The following is a 19,339-nucleotide window of genomic DNA, read 5'->3' as shown; positions in this document are numbered from 1 at the left end:
TTTTTGGCATTTTACCCCATGTTAACTTCTTTGCAAGTCTACTGCGGTTTTTGCCTAAATAAGCGCTGTAGCAACCGTTAGCGCTCCGGCGCATGGAGGGAGAACAAGCAGAACAGGCGGGACAGGCGGGACAGGCGGGACAGGCGGGACAAGCGGGACAAGCGGGACAGGCGGGACAAGCGGGACAAGCAGAACAGGCGGCACAAGTGCGAAAACCAAGCAAGTAGGAAAACAACGCAGACCACGAAACGGGCCGCACAACCATTCCTGACGAGACAAGTAGGACAAGCCAAACAGGTTGATAAGCTGTCCTTAATAAATATTCATATTAAAAATAAAATAATTCTAATAAAAAACATCCTTTCTTTCGATATATATAATACATAAGCCCATGGACCCAGATATTGTCGAAAAATAGAAGAAAGAAGGGGGAGTCCCATGAAGTCCATCCGTTCCAAAATCATTGCGCTGGCAGTTGCCGTTACCCTGATCTCCTCGCTTACCATTACGTTTGTTTCGCTTTCATGGATCGAACGAAACAATACGCATTTTCTGAATCAACTTTCCGCCTCGCTCAGAAGCGATTATGACAACATGATCCGCTACCAAGTGGAAAATGCCGTCAGTCTGTTGAATACGCTGAACGAACAGGCCACTGCCGGAGAAATCACCAAAGCGGAAGCGGAAAAACGCGGCGTCGCCCTGCTGAGCAAGCTGAGCTACGGCGAAGACGGCTACTTTTGGGCCGACACCAGCGAAGGTGTCAACGTCGCCTATCTGGACGGAGAACTGATCGGCACAAACCGGATCGGAAGCGTCGACACCCAAGGCAACAAATACATGGAGGAAATTATCCGAAACGGCTTAAACGGCGGCGGGTATACCGAATACTGGTTCCCGCGTGCGGGCGAAACGGAGTCCAACCCCAAGCGGGCGTACAGCCTGTACTTTGAACCGTTCGACTGGGTGGTCGGAACCGGGAACTACATTGACGACATCGACGCAGTGATCGCGGAGCAAAAGAAAGAGCTGGACGACCAGCTTGCCAAAACCCGTACGACGATCTTCCTCGTAAGTGCCCTTGTGCTGGGTCTGGCATCCGTGCTGGCGTTTGTTATGGGGAACCGGATTTCGCGGCCGATCCTGGCAATGGCCGGCGTCATCCGGGAAATCGGCAAGCTTCGGCTGACCCGGGGCCAAACCATTGACAAGCTGCGCAAAAACAAGGACGAAACCGGACTCATGGCCCGCGATTTGGACGAAATGCTGGCCGTGCTCAGCGAAACGGTTATCAGCATCCGACGTGTCTCGCAGGAGCTGAACGACAACGCCCGCCAGCTCGACGCGTCGGCGGACGAAAACCGTCAGACGGTCGGCCAGGTGGCGACAACGATAAACGAAATGGCCGAGACCAACTCCACGCAGGCGGAAGACATCGGACTGACGAACGAGACGCTGTTCCAGATGAGCGCGGACGTCGATACGATCCGCAGGCAAACCTCGGAAGGCGCGGAGCTGGCGGCCAAAACGCTGCAAGCCGTGCGCGAAGGCCGAAACCGCCTGGAAGCCCAAAACGGCAAAATGGCCGAAAACATCGACATTACCCGCCGCGTCGACGATTCGATGCGCGAGCTGGAAGCGATGGTCAGCCGAGTGGACGAAATCGTCGGTTTTATCCGCGAGATCGCCGACCAGACCCACCTTCTCTCGCTGAATGCGGCGATTGAAGCGGCCCGTGCGGGCGACAGCGGGCGCGGCTTCGCCGTGGTGGCGCAGGAAATCCGCAAGCTTGCGGAAAATGCCGCCTCCGCCACGCAGGAAATCAACGGTCATATCCGCTCTACCATGGAGCGGACCGGTTTGGTGGCCGGCCACATCCGCCAGGCCCGCTCCATCGCGGTGGAGCAGGCCGAGGCGCTGAAGGCGACGGACGAAACGTTCCAGATCATCTTCGCTTCCTCGGACGAAATCGTCCGCAATTCGGCGGTGGTGGCTTCGTCGCTGGAGCAGCTTAGCGGCTCGTCCCGCGACATTTCGGACCGCACGCAGAACCTGGCCGCGGCAGCCGAGGAGTCGGCCGCAGCCATGGAGGAAATCTCCGCGTCGGCGGAAGAACAAATGTCGTCGATGGAAATGCTGGCCGAATCGTCCCGCGCGCTGGCCGTCATGGCCGACGAGCTGGCGGAAGACGTGTCCAAATTTACGGTTTAATCCAACACACACAAACCCCCTAACCAAAAAACCGGAACCGCGCATAACTGCGCGGCTCCGGCTTTTTCGTCTCTCTTCGCCCGTCCCGCTGTGCTTTCGGGCTTTTCCGGCTGTCTGTCGCCGCCCGACTGCGGTGTACCGCCTTTTCCGGCTGTCTGTCACCGTCCGACTGCGATGTACCGCCTTTTCCGACTGTCTTTCCCCGCCGGACTGAGGCGGCACCGCCTTTTCCGCCTGTCCGTTCCCGTCAGGTCGCCTCCGCCTGCTTGCCGAAAAAGGTCTTCAGCGCCCCGTACACCTCGCCCTTTTCCCGTATGATGGCGTACTGGAACTTCGGGTGGCGGATCTGCTTGTAGGCGGCCATCAGCGTGCTGCCCCGGTTGTACTGGTTCACCTCGCCGTAGCCGAACATGTTGCAGCAGTCCAGCAGCTCGCTGATCAGCTTGACGCATTTTTCGTTGTCGGAGGTCAGGTTGTCGCCATCCGAGAAGTGGAACGGGTACAGGTTGTATTGGGAAGGGGGAAACCGGGTGCGGATGATCTCCAGCGCCCGGCGGTACGCCGACGAGCAGATGGTGCCGCCGCTCTCGCCGCGGGTGAAAAAGTCTTCCTCGCTGACCTCCTTCGCCTCGGTGTGGTGCGCGATAAACACGATTTCGACGTGCTCGTATTTGGTCCGCAGAAACCGGGTCATCCAGTAGAAAAAGCTGCGCGCAATGTATTTTTCAAAGCTGCCCATAGAGCCCGACGTGTCCATCATGGCCAGGATGGCCGCATTCGATTGCGGTTTCAGCACCTCGTCCCAGGTTTTGTAGCGCAGGTCGTCGGGGGAAATGCCGTGAATGCCGGGCCTGCCGAGTCCGGCGTTGCGCTTCAGGTTTTCGAGGATGGTGCGTTTCTTGTCGATGTTGGCCATGAGGCCCTTTTTGCGCACGTCATGGAAGACGATGTCGGACGCCTGCATGCGCTTTTCTTCCTTTTGCTCCAGCCGGGGAAGCTCCAGCTCTTCGAACAGCATCGTTTCGACCTCGTCCAGCGTCACTTCCGTGTCGTAATAATCTTCACCCGGCACATCGCCCGCGCCGGGACCTTTGCCGGGTCCTTTTGCGGGCTCCGGGTCGCTGCCGAGGACGTCTCCGACCTGGCTGTCTCCGTCGCCCTGGCCGACGTGCTTCGATTTGCGGTAGTTGTAGCGGAACCGGTATTCATCCAGGCTTTTGATCGGGATTTTGACGATCTGCCGGCCTTTTTGCAGGATGATGCTTTCATCCGCGACCAGATCGGGGAGGTTCTGCCGGACGGCCTCGCGGACTTTTTCCTGGTGCCGGTTCTGGTCCTGAAATCCTTTGCGGTGAAGCGACCAGTCTTCCCGGGAGACGGTGAAGAGCGGCTCTGCCATGACGCACCTCCTTGAACTGTGGTCGTAACAGTATATGACCGCGCCGAAAAGAGGATGATGGGTTCCCGGTCACAAAAAAAGGGGCGCCCCGTCCAAGCTGCCGTGAAGGCATAACCTGCCCGCTGCGGCCGGTATAAGAAAAGCCCCCTGTTTCACTCGAGCGGGACCAAATGGCCGCCGAAAGAAGCAGGGAGCTTTCGTATTAGGCAGGACGCGGTTCCGGCCGCCGTCAGGCGGATGCCCGCTTGGTGCGGGGCCTGCGGCTGGCGGGATTAGCCCAGTACAATCGTTACTTCGTTAACATCCTTCATTTGATCCACGGGAATCCGGTTGCCAGTCAGCTCCTGACCGTTCAGCGTCAGGCGGGCTACACCCTTTTGGACGCCGTTCGGGTTTTGCACGTCGACGTTCAGCACCTTGCCGCGGAATTCGCGCGTCATTTTAATCGACGGCCATTCCGCCGGGATGCAGGGGTCGATTTCCAGCGCGTCGAACTGCGGCTTCACGCCGAGAATCCCTTCGGCCAGCGACACCATGACGGTGGAGGCGGTGCCCGTCAGCCAATGGACATGCGCCCGGCCGTAGTAAGGGCTGTCGATCGCTTCGATAAATTGGCCGTGCACGTAAGGCTCCAGCTTGCGGATGTCCGCCTGGTCGTTCATGCTGGCCGGATTGGATTGGCTGAAGTATTCGAATGCCCGGTTGCCGTTGCCGAGGATCGTTTCGGCTTGAATCAGCCACCCTTGCGGCTGGCAGAAGATGCCGGCGTTTTCCTTGGTGCCCGGGTTGAACAGCGTCATGCGCATGATCTCGGGGTCGAGTTCCTGCGCCAATGCCGGCGGATGGAAAATCATCGCGCCGTATTTGGTGTCCAGCCGCTCGTAGACCGAGTCCATCGCGAGACGGGCCTGCTCCGGACGGGCGGCGCCGCTCAGCACCGACCAGCTTTGCGGGTTCAGCCAGATTTCGGCTTCCTTGCTGCCGTGGTTGCCGATCGTCTGGCCTTCCTCGGTGAAGCCGCGGACGAACCAGGTTTCGTCCCAGGCGTACTTCTGGATGTTGCCATCCAGCTCGGCCAGAAGCTTCTCGGCCCATTCGCGGTCTTCCTTGCTGCCGCGCAGATCGGCGAATTCCATGAAAATCTGGAACGCCATGTACAGCTGGAAGGCAACGAACAGCGACTCGCCTTTTTTGCCGAGGCGCAGACAGTCGTTCCAGTCGGCGTAAAGCCCGGCGGGCATGCCGTGAACGCCCATCCGGTCGAGGCTGAACTGCAGCGCCCGCTTCAGATGAAGGTAAACCGGCTCCTCATCCTTGTCGGAGTACGGAATCACTTGATCCAGGAAGGCGATATTGCCGCTTTCCTTCACGTATTTTTGCACCGTCGGGAACAGCCAGAGCGCATCGTCGGCGCGGTAGCTCGGGTGTCCCGTTTCCAGCACGTATTCCGGATCGTCCGGCGTGCCTTCCTTGCCGGGCTGGTGATTAAACTTGACGAGGGGCAGGCCGCCGCCGTTCGATACCTGGCCGGACAGCATGAAGATCAGGCGCCGGGCGGCCATTTCCGGGTCGAGGTGCATGATGCCTTGAATGTCCTGCACCGTATCGCGGTAGCCGAGGCCGTTGCGCAGGCCGGAGTATTGGAACGATGCCGCGCGGGACCAGACAAAGGTGATGAAGCACTGGTAAGCGTTCCAGACGTTCACCATGTGGTTGAGGCCCGGATCGGGCGTTTCCACCTGGAACCGGTTCAGCCGGGTGTGCCAGTAGTCAAGCAGCTCCCGGTATTCTTTGTCCACAATGGTCAGATCGCGGTAGTGATCCATAATGGAAGCCGCTTCGGCCTCGTTGTAACGACCGAGCAGGAACACGATTTCTTTTTCCTCCCCGGGCTGCAGCTCGATATCCGATTGCAGGGCCCCGCAGGAGTTGGTGTTGAAGTTGAGCGAATTGGAGCAGCCTTTTTCAATGCCGACCGGATTGGAATAATTGCGGTAGTTGCCGACAAACGTATCCCGGTCGCCGTCATAGGCGCTGACCTCGCTGCCGACCGCGCCGAAAAAGCGCCATTCCTTGTTCTGGTGCTCGTTGATGGACTGCAAAATCATGTTGTTCTTGTAGTGCGTTCTCGTAATGAACAAGGTGTACTGCAGGTTAACGCCGTCCTGCTCGTAATTGCTCTCGTTAGTGAACTCAACGTAGCCGGTGAGCGCCAGCTTGCGGGGACGGTCGCTCGTGTTTTTCACTTTGCAGCGCCATACCTCGTACGTTTGGTTCAGCGGAACATAGTAGAGCGTTTCGGTATGGATGCCTTCATACCGGGAGGTGATTTTGGTGTAGCCGGTGCCGTGGTGGCATTCGGACTCGTACTTGTCCAGCGGCTTGCCGACGGGACGCCAGGAGGCGGACCAGTAATCCCCGTTCTCGCGGTCCCGCAGGTAAATGTAGCGGCCCGGCTGGTCGATGTTCACGTCGTTGAAGCGGTACCGGATGATCCGCCCGTTTGCTCCCGATTTCACAAAGCTGTAGCCTCCGGCGTTGTTCGAAATGATCGCGCCGTATTCGGGAGAGCCGAGATAGTTGGCCCAGGGTGCCGGCGTGTCCGGCCGGGTGATGATGTATTCCTTGCTTTCGTCGTTGAAATACCCGTACTGCACACAATTCCCTCCTCAGGAAAAAGATACTTTTATCCTACCATAAACGCGCGTTCATGAATAGATTGCGCTTACAACATTCCTATTCCGGGAAAACAAATCCAGAAGCGCTGGCGAAATCCTGCCGTTCAGCAAACGGGAGGCACATTTGAAAGCGGCTGCAAGTGGGGTATAATGGGGTGTTAAGCGAGCACTTTTTTAGAAGCCGGGAGGAGAGCTGACGATGCAAAAGCTTGTTTTTTTCGTAGGGGTGGCCGGAACGGGAAAGTCGACCGTGGCCAAAAAGCTGGCCGGGAAGCGGCCTGTCGTTTTTATCGACCGGGATACCGTGGGCGGCCGGTTTGTAGAAGCCATGCTGACGGCTGCGGGGCTGGACAAGGACGACCGCGATTCGGCCTACTACAAGCAAAACCTGCGCGACCTGGAATACGATTCGGCTTCCGACATCTGCATCGAAAATCTGGCGCTTGGCCAGGACGTGTTCATGATTTCCCCGTACACGCGGGAATTAAAGGACGCCGGCTGGATTGAGAAGCTGCTGTCCGACGCGGGACGCAGCTTGTCCGATGTGGACGTAAAGGTCGTCGTCGTGACGCTGTCCGACTCCGAAAAGCAGCGAAAGCGCATTGAGGAACGGAATGCGACCCGGGACGAGTGGAAGCTTCAAAACTGGGAGGACTATTGGAAAACGCTCAAATTCGTGCCGGAAATCAACTGGCCGATCCCGGAAGCGTCCATTCTCGTTTTTGATAACAGCGAGGATCTGACCGACGAGCGGGTCGGCGGAATCGCCGCCTTCCTGGAGATGCGCGCGGAATAAGCTTCGGCGTCCGCGGGAACGCAAAAAAGCTTCCGTTCCGCGCAAGGGCGAAAGGGAAGCTTTTTCTTCGGGTTTCAGCCGGCAAGCTGGCCCAGGGCGAACAGCAGAACGACGCCGACGATCACAATGCCGTTGATGATCGTCCCCGCGATAGCGGTGCCTTTGCGGCGGTTTTTCTGATTCAGGCCCACGATGCCGAGAATAAGCCCGATGAGGCAGATGAGCGCTCCCGCCATCATGCCGAGCGCCCCGCCGACGATGCCGGCGGCGTTCCCGCTGTTCTCGATGTCTTCGGCCGTAAATGCGCCCATATCCAGCAGATCGACGACCATGACCGAGAAATACATAAACGAAAAGATAAGGCCGATCGCTCCCACGATACCGAGGATGAGCGACGAGATGCCCAGTCCCGATTGCTTCAACTCGACGGGCGTTCCCGCGTAAGCGGGGGCTGGTTCGGAAAAGGCGCGATAAGCCGGCTCTCCGGGAGCTTGCGGTCTTGTCTCGTTCTTATTGCTTTGCCATTCCGGAACCATATCGTCCGTTTTGTTGTCCATACCATCACCTCAGCTTAGTTTTGCAATCCACTTTTATATTAATGGTTTGCCTGCAATTTTGAAACTTTTTTTTGCTTGCCGCCTGCACAGCGATTTTTGGACGGCATTGCCCCTGTGGTATGATGAGGGCATGAAAAGCGGGGAGGTAGTCGGATGACGGAAAAACGCTGGATTACAATAGGAAGCCTTTTTGCCTTTCTGGGCGTCGCGATCGGGGCGTTTGGCGCCCACGGCCTGGAAGGCAGCATTTCGCCCGAACGGATGGACAATTATGAGACGGGCGTTCATTACCATCTGGTGCACGCGCTGGCGCTGCTCTTTACGGGACTTGCGGCCGGCGGCCGGCTGAACCGGAGGCTGGCGAACGCCGCCGGCTGGCTGTTCACGGCCGGGATCGTGTTTTTTGCCGGCAGCCTGTATGTGTTAAGCGTCACGGACATCACGGAGCTGGGCGCGATTACGCCGATCGGCGGCGTTTGCTTTTTGGCCGGTTGGGTTTGCCTGGCGCTTGCCGCAAGAAAGAAGGATGAGCGGCAATGACCGGTCCGCTTTGGGAGGGAGCGCATCCGGTTGTTTCCGGCTGGTTTCGCGCGCGCATGGGCGAGCCGACCGATGTGCAGCGTCGCGCCTGGCCGTCCATCCGGGCCGGCAAGCATACGCTGATCGCCGCGCCCACCGGGTCGGGCAAGACGCTGGCCTCTCTTCTGCCGTGTTTGGAGCGGCTGGCGCGCAGCAAATCGGAGGCGTCCGAGTGGCCGAAGGGCGTCCGGGTGCTGTACGTCACCCCGCTGAAGGCGCTCAATAATGATATTCACCACCACATCATCGGGTTCGCGGCGGAGATGAAGCGGCTGGCGGAGGAGCAGGGCGCGGATTGGCCGGAGCTGACGGTCGGCGTGCGCACGGGGGACACCTCGCAAAGCACGCGGGCCTCCATGCTGCGACGTCCGCCTGATCTTCTCGTGACGACGCCCGAATCCCTCTATATTTTGCTGACCTCGGAAAAAGGCCGCGCCATGCTGCGGACGGTCGAGCAGGCGGTCGTGGACGAAATTCACGATTTGGCGGCGGACAAGCGGGGGCTACACTTATCGGTTACTCTGGAGCGGCTGGAGGAGCTGTGCGGCCGTTCCGTGCAGCGGATCGGCGTATCCGCTACCCAGAAGCCGATTGAGCGGATGGCCCGGTTTCTGGGCGGTTACGAGCCGCCGGACGGAGAACAGCCGGGACCGGAAGCGGACTCCCCGGAAGATGCGGAGGAGCTTCTCGGGGCGGGCTTCGTCCCCCGGCGGGTGGAAATCATCGAAAGCCGGATGGAGCGCTCCGTGGAGCTGGCGGTTACGCTGGCCGAGCGGACGGGCCGCGGGCGCGGCGAAGAGCGGGTATGGGCGCCCATTCTGGACAAGCTGGAGCAGCTGATGCGGGACGCCGCCACCGTCCTGATCTTTGTGAACAACCGGAGGCTTTGCGAGCGGCTTGCGCTCCGGCTGAACGAGCATTTCGGCGGCGAGATCGCCCGCTCCCATCATGGAAGCGTGTCGCGCGAGCAGCGGCTCGAGGTAGAGCGGATGCTCAAGGACGGCGAGCTGCGCTGCCTGGTCGCCACCTCGTCGCTTGAGCTTGGCATCGACGTCGGGCATATCGACCGCGTCATCCAGATCGACTCGCCGAAGTCGGCGGCGGCGGCGATCCAGCGCTTCGGCCGGGCGGGCCACTCCGTCGGCGGCGTCAGCCGCGGAACGCTGCTCGCCAGACGGCGCGGCGAGCTGCCGGAGGCGGCCGTGCTGGCCAAGGCGGCCGCCGGCAGCGACATCGAGGAGATCCCGGTGCCCCGGCACAGCCTCGATGTGCTCTCCCAGCAGATCGTCGCCATGGCGGCGTCCGGCGATTGGCCGGTAAGCCGGCTGGCCGGGATGCTCGGCCGGAGCTACGGCTACAACGGCCTGCCCTGGCGGCGGCTGCTCTCGGCGGTCGAGGTGCTCGCCGGCCTGTTCCCGTTTGCGCGGCCGCTGATCCTGTGGGACCGGGAGGCGGACGTTATCCGCCGTTTGCCCGGAACGCCGGCGGCGGCAATCATGGGCGCAGGGACGATCCCGCCGAGCTCCGGTTATCCGGTGCATCATGCGGACACGCGCGTGCACCTGGGCGAGCTGGACGAGGAGTACATCAACGAAAGCCGGGTAGGCGACGTGTTCCAGCTTGGCGCGAACGCCTGGACCATCCGGGCGATCAAGCCGGACCGGATCTATGTGACGGAAGCGGGAAACAGCTTCAGTGAAATTCCGTTCTGGCGGGCCCAGCCGGTCTGCCGGAGTCTGGAGCTCGGGCGGAAGCTCGGCGCGTTCCTCGACCGGCTTGCCGCCGCCGATATGGCGGACGGCGCCTGCGCCGAGGCGGAGAAGCGCCGGCTGATGGACGAATGCTTTCTGGACGAAGCGGCGGCGCTTGCTCTCCTGGAGCTGGTCAAAGGACAAAAAGCCGTGTGCGCGGTGCCCGGAAACCGGAGAATCGTGATCGAGCATTACCCGGACGACGTAAACCGCCATCATCTGGTCATTCACAGCCTGCTCGGCCGGCGGTTTAACCGGACCTGGCAGCTGGCGATTCAGCTGGAGCTGGAAAAGCAGCTGCCGTTCCGGATTTATTCCTACGTCCGGGACAACGGCTTTGAATTCGTGTTTCCGTCCTGGGACCCGTCCTGGCTGGACATCATCAGCCGGATCGGTCCCGCAAAGCTGGAGGAGCTTCTGCTTGAGGCGCTTCCCGGCTCGCCGCTGTTCGCCGTTCATTTCCGCCGCATCGCGGAGGTGTCGCTGCTGTTGACCCGCGGCTTTTCCCGCATGCCGGCCTGGAAACGGAGACGGCGCGGAGAAGACCTGCTGCGGGAGGCGCTTCCGTTTGCCGGGCAGTTTCCGCTTGTGCGCGAAGCCATTCAGGAAGCGCTCCAGGATTCTCTTTCCGTGCGGGAGGTACAGGAGCGGCTGGAAGCGGTCGGCCGGGGGGAGACGGAGGTGCTGGTCCGGCATACCCGTTTCCCGTCCCCGTTCGCAAGCGAGTTTGTGATGGACTATGTGTCCGAGAACATCTACGAATCCGACGGAGTGGGCCGCGACCTGCAAGCCGGGCTCATCGGCGTCAGCCGGAGTATGGCGGAGGAGCTGTTCGGCGCGGATTCCGTACGCGCGGCGTTGTCGCCCGAGGTGGTCCGGGAGGAACGGAAGCGGCTGGAGGAAACGGAAGAGGAAGCGGCCGGGCCGGAGGACGTGTACCGGCTGCTGAAGGAGCGGGGCGATATGACGGCGGAAGAGCTGGCCGCCCTTGCGGGCGCTGGCGCCGCCGCCTATCTGGCCGAGCTGGAGAAGGCCGGCCGGGCCGTTTCCGCGGAGCTCGGCGGGCAGCGCCGGTTCTTTTGCGCCGACGAAAGGCGGTTCTACGAGGCGTTTCCCGGTGATCCGGAGGCGGCGGCCTTTGTGCTGGGCCGGTATGTCAACCACCGGCTGGCCTTTACGACGGCGGAGCTTGCATCCCGCTACGGGCTGCCGGAGGAGGAAGCGGGACGGATCATTGCCGCCTGGACAAAGGACAAGCGGCTGGAGCGCGCTCCGTTCGCCGCTCCGGAGGAAAAAGACCTGTGGACGAGCGCCCCGGTCGCGGCCCGCGTCGTCCGCTTCTCGCTGCTGGATTTCCGCCGGAAGGCGGAGCCGGCCTCCGCAGACCGGTACGCGCTGTATCTGGCCAACCGGCTCGGTTTTGCCCCCTCCGTTGCGTCCGCCGGCGCACCGGCCGATCCTGCCGGAGGACCGGATGCGCTGCGCGCCGTGCTGGAGAAGCTGGAGGGGCTGTTCCTGCCGGTGTCCCACTGGGAATCCTTCGTTTTCCCGTCCCGCCTGCCCGGCTACCGCACCTCGGACCTCGATCTGCTTTGCGCATCTGGCGACCTGCTGTGGATCGGACGCCGGGAGGAAGGCGAAAAAGAAGGGCGGCTGGCGTTCTTTTTTGCGGAGTCCGCCGATTTGTACCGACCTTATCTCCGGCCCGGCGGGGAAACCGCCCATCCGGGTCTCCTGGAGCTTCTGAGCCGCAAAGGGGCGAGCTTCCTGGCTGCGCTGGCCCGGGAATCGGACGAGCTTCCGTCGGAAACGCTGGCGAAGCTGCTGGACCTGGTGTGGGAGGGGCGGGTGGCGAACGACCAGTTTGCCCCGCTCCGCGCGCGTCCTCCGGTCGGCCGGCGGCAGACGCGCGCGGGCTTTCAATCCGGCCTGGGCCGCTGGTATGTGGTCGGGTCCCTGGAAGAAGGCGCCGTCAAAAAAGCGGCGGACGCGGGAGAAGAACCGGACCGCGCTCCCGGAGCTTGGGTCCGGCACCTGCTGGAACGGTTCGGTATCCTGACGCGGGATCTGGCCGCCCAGTATTCGCCGTACCCGTGGGAGGCTCTCTATCCCGTTTTGAAGCGGCTGGAGGACTGGGGCATGCTGACGCGCGGATTTTTCGTGCAGGGCGTTCCGGTCATGCAGTATGCGACCAAGGAGACGGTGGAAAGTCTCCGTTCCCCGGTTTCGATCGGAGAGGAGGGCGGGGGCCGCATGCTTGTGTCGGCTGCCGATCCCGCCAATCCTTACGGAACGGCGGTGCCGTGGCCGGAAAAAGCGGATGCTTCGTTCGCGCGCAAGCCCGGGCACTACCTTTTGCTCGGACCGGGTGGCTGGGAGTTATGGCTGGAAAACGGCGGCCGGCGGATTTTCTCCGTCTCCGCCGGCGGCGGACGAGACGCGCAGCAGGCGGAGGAACGGGCGGGAGGACCGGAGCGGACGGAAGCGGCGCTCCATTACGCCCTGCGGGGACTCCTGCGCATCGGCAAGCTGCGCAAGGTGCAGGTGGAGCGGTGGGACGGCCAGCGGGCCGGCGAATCGCCCGTATCGCCGCTTCTGGAGCGTCTGGGGGCGGAACGCGACCGCGACGCTTACGTGTTCTGGCCGAGCAGCCTGCGCTGAGCTTCGCGGGCGGTGCGGCCGCCGGACCGTTAGACCGCCAGTCCGCCGGACCGGAAGCGGCGGCGCCAAACAAAGAGGACTCCGTTCCGCTTATCCAAGCGGGGCGGAGTCCATTTTATTGCGTCCAGCCGGTTTCCGGCTGCCTAATTGACGGAAAAATCGTCGACCTCGGTCAACCGGAACTGATAAACCTTTTTCTCGTCCACATGGTAGACCGTCAGCATTTCGTTCGATTCCTCGAAGTTCAGAACCCGGCAGGGCAGACTGAGCTTGATGCCCTTCCCCTTGAGGACGGTCAGGCGGACCAGTGTATTGTTGGCCTTGTACGATTCAATCAGCTCGATCAGCGAATCCAGCCTTTTGTTGTGCTTCGGATGCCCCTGGCTCTCTTTGCCTTCATTCGCCTGCTCGCTTTTGCGGCCCGCCGCGTTTGCAGCGGAATGCTCCCGCCCGGCGGCTGCCGGCGGCTCCGCCGGTTTCGCAGGCGGCTGCTCCGCTTGCGCCCCGCTCCCGCCGCTTTCGGCGATCGCCTGGCGGATTTTGCGGCCGAGCTCGATTCCCTGCTTGATTTCGTAATCCGCAATCTTCTCGTGGTTCAAAAGATGCAGCAAAGCTTCAAGCGCGATCCCGTTGCTGTAGCCTTCCATCATGATGTCGACAGTGAAAAGATACTTTTTCTTCTGGCTCCGCGCATTGTCCATCCTTCGTATAACCCCAGCTTCCACATCTTTATCGTATTTCCAGCTATAGCGCGGCCATTCCCTTGAAGGAGTCCCTTCGCAAATGCAATGCCTGCCTATACGCTCCTGTGTTTACGATCATAAAGTATAAAACAGCGCAAAGCAAGGAGGAGAATCCTGTGATGACCTTAAAGCCCGTTCCGGTCGGAAACGGAACGGCGATCGGAGTGGAAGTGCGGCTGCCCGGCACCACATTGCTTGCGGTTGCGACGGAGACGGGGTATATCATGTGCGGCGCTCTGGATGTCGGCCTCCTGAACGAGAGGCTGGCGGACCGCCGGATTGTGGCGGGCCGCGCGGTAGGGGTCCGGACGCTGGAGGAGCTGCTGGAGGCGCCCCTGGAGTCGGTTACGCATGAAGCGGCGCGGCGTGGCATCACGCCGGGCATGAAAGGAAAGGATGCGGTCGCCCGGATGCTGGGCTGACCGTACGGACGGGAGGCGGAAAGCCTCCCGTCCTTCTTTTGTTCTCCAAGTGAGTCCGCTCCCCTTTTCTTTCCTAATTATAGGAAGGTTTTCCGCTCCGCCTTTTACGGGTACAATAATGGGAGAAAGAGGATTGATAAGGCGAAAGGAGCGGCAGCGGATGAACGAGGCAAAACGAATGGAAGGCAAGGCGTCGGTCGTAACGGGAGGCGGTTCCGGCATCGGCCGCGCGGCGGCGATTACGCTGGCGAAGCACGGCGCGAAGGTGTGCATTCTGGAGCTTGGCGACGAACGGGCGGCCGAGACCGTCCGGATGATCCGCGACCGGGGCGGCGAGGCGTTTGCCACGGATGTGGACGTGTCCGATCCGGCGCGGGTGGAGAAGGCGATGAAACAAGCGGCCGAAACCTTCGGGCGGCTCGACTTTGTGCTGGCCAACGCCGGCATCAACGGAGCGCTGGCTCCGATTGAAAAGCTGTCCCCCGAGGAGTGGGACACGACGCTCGCCATCAACCTGAAGGGCACGTTCCTGACCGTCAAATATGCGATTCCGCATATGAAGCAGAACGGCGGCAGCATCGTCATCACCAGCTCGATCAACGGCAACCGCACCTTCACGATGCCCGGCGCGGCGGCTTACAGCACCAGCAAGGCCGGACAGGTCGCTTTTATGCAAAAAGCGGCGCTTGAGCTGGCCCAGTACAAAATCCGGGTCAATGCCATCTGCCCGGGCGCCATCAGCACGAACATCGACCAGAGCAGCAAGGTGTCCCCCGAGCTGAAGGAGGTCGCCATTCCCGTGAACTTCCCGGAAGGCGCGCAGCCGCTGCAAAAAGGGCCGGGCAAGCCCGAGCAGGTGGCGGATCTGATCCTGTTCCTGGCCTCGGATGAATCGTCGCATATTACCGGGACGCCGATCTACATTGACGGGGCGGAATCGCTTCTGGTCGGGTGACAAGCAAAAGACGCCAAAATCGGAACGATTTTTCGCCAAAATGACCAATTGTACCGGGTAGTCGGCCGTGATATGATGGATGCAGTTTACTCGAAGGAGTCGAGACCGCACCTTGTCAATCATCCTTAAACCCAGAGGTCTCCCCAGAAGGGACTCCGCAAGCCGGCGGCAGCTGCGCGTGCTGACGTGGGAAGGCATTCCCGCCATCTTTTTCAACACGCTGCTTGGCGGCCCTTTCCTGACCGGCTATTTGCTGTACCTCGGCGCCTCCTCAAGCCAGATCGGTCTTGTTTTGGCGATTCCCACGCTGGCCAACGTCGTGCAGATTTTCTTTGCCGCCTACAGCCAGAAGCTTCACCGCAAATGGGCCTTCGTCGTCCTGGCGTCCTTGCACCGGCTGTTTTTCGCCTCGACGGGCCTGATTCCGTTTCTGTTTCCGCGCGAGCTTTGGATTCCCGTCTACATTCCTTTGTATACGCTTGCTTTCCTTGCCAACGCCACCTCCACCATGCTGTGGACGTCGCTGGTGGGGGACATGGTTCCCGCCCGAGTTCGCGCCCAATACATGGGATTCCGCAACACGGTGCTGAACGCGATCGGAAGCCTGGTGCTTTTTGCCGGCGGACAAGTGCTGGAGCGCTATCCCGGCGGACAAGGGTTTCACATCCTGTTTGTCGTGATCGGCATTTTTATGGCGATCAACATTGTCATGTTTACGCTGTATCCGAACCTTCCGCTCGAAAAATCGGCCGAGAAGGGGCTTCTCCCCATGATGAAAAGGCCGCTGAAGGACCGGTCGTTCATGAGGCCGGCCCTTTTCCTCAGCCTGTGGACGTTCGTGCAGGCCATCGCGGTTCCGTTATTCTCCTATGTCATGCTCAAGCCGATGGGACTCGGGCAGGGCGTTGTTTCGGTCATGGCGATTGTGCAGACCGTTGCGATGGTTGTAAGCTTCTACGTCTGGGGCAAGCTGAACGCGAGATACGGCAACAAAAAGCTGCTGTTTTGGACCCTGCCGATCATCGCGGCGAGCTGCCTCGCCTGGGGGCTGGTTTCCTTCGCCCCGGCTTTGCCGGTCATTGTGCTGGCCCACATCCTGTTTGGCTTCGGCTCGGGCGGCTACAACCAGCTGGTGTTCAACTTCGTGATCGGGGATACGCCCAAAAGCGAACGCCCGATGTTCATCGCCGTGTTCAACTCCATCACGGGCGTTGCCGGTTTTCTGGGACCGGTCGTCGGCGGTTGGGTGTATGAAATTCTGGAGCGCTATCCGCGCTGGCTGCAAATCTACGGCGTGAACCTGGCGACCGGCCTTGTTTTGGCCGTGCTGATTCCGACGCTGGCGCGTAAATGGCTGAAGTGAAAAAGGCGGCGGAGAAAGGCGAATTGGCGATTCGGGGTTTCATCCGGGACCATCGCGGGTAAAAGGTTGAAAGATTTCTTTACTCGCGAGGTGGCGAACCAATTTGACTTTTGACCGAAACAACCAACCACCGGAACCGGACAAGTTAAGCTCCCCCGAACGCGCCGTTTATCATGTGATCCAAAGCGGGCAGGCGCCCGATTTTGATGTGGACCGCATCGCCAGGCTGACGAATTTAAGCCCGCTTCACGTAAAAGTGGCTCTCCAGCTGCTTTATCTGCGCCGATTGACCGACTACAACCCGACGGAATTTGACCAAGGCATGCCGGGGCGCTCTTAAGCAAGCCGTTCCCCGGCGAGGGGCGAAGCTGCGACCGTTCCGGCCGCTCCCCTTGCGCAAACGTTCCGTTTCCCCTGAAAAGGCCTCTCCTTCCCATGGAGAGGCCTTTTGTGCGGAGAAGGATTCTCCCGGCCCCTGTCGAATTACATACGGACTTGAAACCGATACTGCATAGAGGAGTTGGAACACGAATGCCATTGATCGACATGCCTTTGGATGAGCTGCGCCTGTACCAGGGAAAAAGCCCGCGTCCCGCCGATTTTGACGAGTACTGGGACCGGGCGCTGGCCGAGATGAAAGCGACGGAAGCGGGGCTTGAGCTGGTGCCCGCACCCTTCCAGGTTCCGTTCGCCGACTGCTTCGACCTTTATTTTACCGGTGTCCGGGGAGCCCGGATTCACGCCAAATATGTCCGGCCGAAGCACGTGGAGGCCCCGCATCCGGCCGTTATCCAGTTTCACGGCTATTCCGGCAACAGCGGCGACTGGACCGAAAAGCTGAGCTATGCCGCGCTTGGCTACAGCGTGATCGCCATGGACGTCCGCGGGCAAGGCGGCCGCTCGGAGGATACGGGCGGCGTCAAGGGAAACACCTTGAACGGCCACATCATCCGCGGGCTAGACGACGAGACGCCCGACAACCTCCTGTTCCGGCATGTCTTTCTTGACACGGCCCAGCTTGCCGGGCTTGTCATGGAGCTGCCGGAGGTCGATCCGGCCCGTGTGGCGGCAACCGGCTGGTCGCAGGGCGGCGCACTGACGATCGCCTGCGCCGCGCTGGAGCCGCGCATTTGGCGCCTCGCGCCGGTGTACCCCTTCCTGAGCGATTACCGCCGGGTCTGGGAAATGGACCTGGATGTCGCTGCTTACGAGGAGCTGCGGAAGTATTTCCGCCTGTTCGATCCCCAGCACGAACGGGAAGACGAAATGTTCCGCCGGCTCGGCTACATCGACATTCAAAATCTCGCTCCCCGGATCAAAGGGGAGGTGCTGATGGGCATCGGCCTGATGGATACGATTTGCCCGCCGTCGACGCAGATGGCCGCTTACAACAAGATCGAATCCGCCAAGCGCCTGGAGGTATTCCCGGACTTCGGCCACGAAGGGCTTCCGGGGCTGCACGACAAGATCGCCCGCTTTTTGCTGGGCTGACTGCGCGGTGCCGCTTGAAGCGCGCGGCCGCCGCAAACCGCAAACCGCAAACCGCCCGGCTTGAGCGACTGCAAGCGGCCCATGCGTTGAAAAGCAAAACAAAGAAGCATCCGACCGCCGTTTCGCGCGGAAGGATGCTTCTTTCTTTTGGCCGGGGCCGGTATTTGAACTTAGTAACCGCTATACATGTTCATGACCGCCGTTTGAAGCTCGGCGATGGATACCGTCTCCGTAGCTGCCGGAATCTGAATCTCCGGCGTCGCTTCATTGAAATTGGACATCGAGGCGTTCACATCGATGGCCAAGCCCTGCACTTCTTCCTGCGGATCGGTCGGAGAGATGTCGATGATTTGGCGCAGATAGGCCAGGTAGCCTTCCTTGCTGACGCCAAGGCGCGTTCTCAGCTCGTTGATGGAAACGGTTTTCTGGAACTCGGCGATCCCTTCCTTGTACTCTTTGTTCACTTCCGCGACCTCTGCCTGAAGATCCTGATCCGGCACGTGATCTTTGTATTCCGGTTTGGAGAGAACCGCCGTCAGGTCCGGCAGCACTTTTGTCACCCATCTTTCCGCAACCGCGGGCAGGTTTTCATTGGTGATGTTGTATTCGATCACCTGCCGGACGTTTTCCGGAATGCCTTCGCCCGCCTCGCTCGGCTTCAGCAGCACGAGGTTGTCGTCCTCTTTCAGATGCTTTTCCAGAACGCCGGCCATGTCGAGCAGCAACGCTTTCAGCAGCTCCTGGTCTTCGGTTTGCGGAACCGTTTCGATGCTGCCGGCCAGTTCTTTCACTTCATCCGCCGTGACATGCAGGTATTTGCCGGTGATTTCCGGCGGCAGCTCCAGATTCGGGATCTGGATGATTTTGACGTACAAGTCCTCATTGTCCGCGATAATGGGGAGCGCAAGCGAGAAGGAAAGGTCGCCTTTGACCGCAACCTCCAGGGTTACGCTGGCCTGCTTGGTTTTCATGTTGTTGATTCCGCTGAACTTGATCTCCGCGTTCTTGAGCATTTGCTCCGCCATGGCGACCTCGGGGTCGTCGGACTCCGGCATATCCACCATGAATTTCAAAGAGCCCGTGTACTCGTACGATTCCGCCTGCGCCAGTTTTTGCACGCCACCCTCGGCGGTCTGGTAGGCATTCTTTTGTTCGCCGCAGCCTGCAAAGACAAGCACCAGGCAAAGCGCAAGCAGCGAACGGATCCATCTCTTTTTCATGCGTTCACTCCATTCCCCTTTGATAAGATGTATTTATCGTATTCTACTATTCTATAGACATAAACGGATATAAAGCAACAGAAAGAACAAAAAAAGAGGAAAAATCGGCCAATGTACCGATTTTTCCTCTTTTTTGCCGGACGGCATCCCAGCCGGCCAGCCGGCGGGTGCTACCAAAGTCTCGTCTTTTTATGGAAGACGCGTTTTTAGAGCATGCCGGCTTTGCGGTGCTCCACCAGGTCAATGGCGCCCAGCACAATATGCGCCGCGCCAAATCCCATGGCCGCCGTGCCAACTATCGGATACTTCGCACGCAGTGCGGCTCCCGCCGCCGTGACGGCAGTGCCCAAGATCGCCGGAATCAATCCTTCGCGCATCGGTCATCCTCCTGTCGTTTGTTCGGCTTGGTCGAGCATTCATAGCATGGCTTCCGCGTACGGGATTATACGGCGTTTGCCCGGTCCCCCTGCAGAACTTTATAATGAAGGAAGCGGAAACGGCTTGTCGGCCCCC

The 19,339-nt window shown here is 60.4% G+C and carries 15 protein-coding genes; 9 read left to right on the top strand and 6 right to left on the bottom strand.

From position 1 onward, the window contains the following. Positions 1-438: 438 nt before the first annotated feature. Positions 439-2,211 (top strand): methyl-accepting chemotaxis protein, encoded by a 1,773-nt coding sequence (locus AC6I6H_RS16245; RefSeq protein ID WP_497955008.1) that lies wholly within the window; start codon positions 439-441, stop codon positions 2,209-2,211. Between the two features lie 247 nt (positions 2,212-2,458). Here AC6I6H_RS16245 and yhbH read toward each other — a convergent pair whose 3' ends face one another. Together yhbH and AC6I6H_RS16235 are read right to left on the bottom strand one after the other, a co-directional pair. Beyond that, the gene (gene yhbH, locus AC6I6H_RS16240; RefSeq protein WP_497955007.1) at positions 2,459-3,610 is read right to left on the bottom strand and encodes a sporulation protein YhbH; all 1,152 of its coding nucleotides are present in this window, start codon (positions 3,608-3,610) and stop codon (positions 2,459-2,461) included. 272 nt (positions 3,611-3,882) lie between these two features. Beyond that, positions 3,883-6,267, bottom strand: coding sequence for a glycoside hydrolase family 94 protein (locus AC6I6H_RS16235; RefSeq protein ID WP_497955006.1), 2,385 nt, complete (start codon positions 6,265-6,267; stop codon positions 3,883-3,885). 220 nt (positions 6,268-6,487) lie between these two features. Here AC6I6H_RS16235 and AC6I6H_RS16230 point away from each other — a divergent pair, with 220 nt between their 5' ends. Then, positions 6,488-7,084, top strand: a complete 597-nt coding sequence (locus AC6I6H_RS16230) for a P-loop nucleotide/nucleoside kinase family protein (RefSeq protein ID WP_497955005.1) — start codon at positions 6,488-6,490, stop codon at positions 7,082-7,084. A gap of 74 nt (positions 7,085-7,158) precedes the next feature. On the opposite strand, the gene AC6I6H_RS16225 is transcribed toward AC6I6H_RS16230, so the two are convergent. Beyond that, positions 7,159-7,641, bottom strand: coding sequence for a hypothetical protein (locus tag AC6I6H_RS16225; RefSeq protein WP_497955004.1), 483 nt, complete (start codon positions 7,639-7,641; stop codon positions 7,159-7,161). A gap of 153 nt (positions 7,642-7,794) precedes the next feature. Between AC6I6H_RS16225 and AC6I6H_RS16220 the strand changes: the two genes are divergently transcribed. Both AC6I6H_RS16220 and AC6I6H_RS16215 read left to right on the top strand, forming a co-directional pair. Beyond that, positions 7,795-8,181: a DUF423 domain-containing protein gene (locus AC6I6H_RS16220; RefSeq protein WP_497955002.1), complete on the top strand. Its 387-nt coding sequence runs from the start codon at positions 7,795-7,797 to the stop codon at positions 8,179-8,181. Next, a complete protein-coding gene (locus tag AC6I6H_RS16215; protein ID WP_497955000.1) occupies positions 8,178-12,632 on the top strand; it encodes a DEAD/DEAH box helicase in 4,455 nt (1,484 codons plus the stop codon). The genes AC6I6H_RS16220 and AC6I6H_RS16215 overlap by 4 nt, the downstream gene beginning before the upstream one ends. A gap of 143 nt (positions 12,633-12,775) precedes the next feature. Here the strand turns inward: AC6I6H_RS16215 and AC6I6H_RS16210 are convergent, their stop codons facing one another. Next, on the bottom strand, positions 12,776-13,333 hold the full coding sequence (locus AC6I6H_RS16210) for a hypothetical protein (RefSeq protein ID WP_497954998.1): 558 nt from the start codon (positions 13,331-13,333) through the stop codon (positions 12,776-12,778). A gap of 161 nt (positions 13,334-13,494) precedes the next feature. Between AC6I6H_RS16210 and AC6I6H_RS16205 the strand changes: the two genes are divergently transcribed. From AC6I6H_RS16205 to AC6I6H_RS16185, 5 genes are all read left to right on the top strand, one after another. Further along, entirely contained in the window at positions 13,495-13,797 is a 303-nt protein-coding gene (locus AC6I6H_RS16205) for a YunC family protein (protein ID WP_497955013.1), read from the top strand. A gap of 160 nt (positions 13,798-13,957) precedes the next feature. Then, positions 13,958-14,752 (top strand): SDR family oxidoreductase, encoded by a 795-nt coding sequence (locus tag AC6I6H_RS16200; protein WP_497954997.1) that lies wholly within the window; start codon positions 13,958-13,960, stop codon positions 14,750-14,752. Between the two features lie 178 nt (positions 14,753-14,930). Beyond that, complete coding sequence (locus tag AC6I6H_RS16195) at positions 14,931-16,115, top strand: MFS transporter (protein ID WP_497954996.1); 1,185 nt, start codon at positions 14,931-14,933, stop codon at positions 16,113-16,115. 103 nt (positions 16,116-16,218) lie between these two features. After that, a complete protein-coding gene (locus tag AC6I6H_RS16190) occupies positions 16,219-16,455 on the top strand; it encodes a hypothetical protein (protein ID WP_497954995.1) in 237 nt (78 codons plus the stop codon). A 191-nt stretch (positions 16,456-16,646) separates the two neighbouring features. Further along, a complete protein-coding gene (locus AC6I6H_RS16185; RefSeq protein ID WP_497954994.1) occupies positions 16,647-17,606 on the top strand; it encodes an alpha/beta fold hydrolase in 960 nt (319 codons plus the stop codon). A gap of 170 nt (positions 17,607-17,776) precedes the next feature. On the opposite strand, the gene AC6I6H_RS16180 is transcribed toward AC6I6H_RS16185, so the two are convergent. Both AC6I6H_RS16180 and AC6I6H_RS16175 read right to left on the bottom strand, forming a co-directional pair. Continuing rightward, the gene (locus tag AC6I6H_RS16180) at positions 17,777-18,826 is read right to left on the bottom strand and encodes a hypothetical protein (RefSeq protein ID WP_497954993.1); all 1,050 of its coding nucleotides are present in this window, start codon (positions 18,824-18,826) and stop codon (positions 17,777-17,779) included. 206 nt (positions 18,827-19,032) lie between these two features. After that, positions 19,033-19,203 (bottom strand): asparagine synthase, encoded by a 171-nt coding sequence (locus tag AC6I6H_RS16175; protein ID WP_497954992.1) that lies wholly within the window; start codon positions 19,201-19,203, stop codon positions 19,033-19,035. Between the last annotated feature and the right edge of the window lie 136 nt (positions 19,204-19,339).

It is taken from the genome of Gorillibacterium sp. sgz306347, assembly GCF_059735245.1.
This window is presented reverse-complemented; position numbering and strand designations above follow the sequence as displayed.

Bases quoted from the DNA above. Each gene is read 5' to 3' on its own strand.
- AC6I6H_RS16185 (WP_497954994.1), top strand. From the start codon at position 16,647: ATGCCATTGATCGACATGCCTTTGGATGAGCTGCGCCTGTACCAGGGA.
- AC6I6H_RS16225 (WP_497955004.1), bottom strand. From the start codon at position 7,641: ATGGACAACAAAACGGACGATATGGTTCCGGAATGGCAAAGCAATAAG.
- AC6I6H_RS16230 (WP_497955005.1), top strand. From the start codon at position 6,488: ATGCAAAAGCTTGTTTTTTTCGTAGGGGTGGCCGGAACGGGAAAGTCG.
- AC6I6H_RS16210 (WP_497954998.1), bottom strand. From the start codon at position 13,333: ATGGACAATGCGCGGAGCCAGAAGAAAAAGTATCTTTTCACTGTCGAC.
- AC6I6H_RS16245 (WP_497955008.1), top strand. From the start codon at position 439: ATGAAGTCCATCCGTTCCAAAATCATTGCGCTGGCAGTTGCCGTTACC.
- AC6I6H_RS16205 (WP_497955013.1), top strand. From the start codon at position 13,495: ATGACCTTAAAGCCCGTTCCGGTCGGAAACGGAACGGCGATCGGAGTG.
- AC6I6H_RS16220 (WP_497955002.1), top strand. From the start codon at position 7,795: ATGACGGAAAAACGCTGGATTACAATAGGAAGCCTTTTTGCCTTTCTG.
- yhbH (WP_497955007.1), bottom strand. From the start codon at position 3,610: ATGGCAGAGCCGCTCTTCACCGTCTCCCGGGAAGACTGGTCGCTTCAC.
- AC6I6H_RS16215 (WP_497955000.1), top strand. From the start codon at position 8,178: ATGACCGGTCCGCTTTGGGAGGGAGCGCATCCGGTTGTTTCCGGCTGG.
- AC6I6H_RS16180 (WP_497954993.1), bottom strand. From the start codon at position 18,826: ATGAAAAAGAGATGGATCCGTTCGCTGCTTGCGCTTTGCCTGGTGCTT.
- AC6I6H_RS16200 (WP_497954997.1), top strand. From the start codon at position 13,958: ATGAACGAGGCAAAACGAATGGAAGGCAAGGCGTCGGTCGTAACGGGA.
- AC6I6H_RS16175 (WP_497954992.1), bottom strand. From the start codon at position 19,203: ATGCGCGAAGGATTGATTCCGGCGATCTTGGGCACTGCCGTCACGGCG.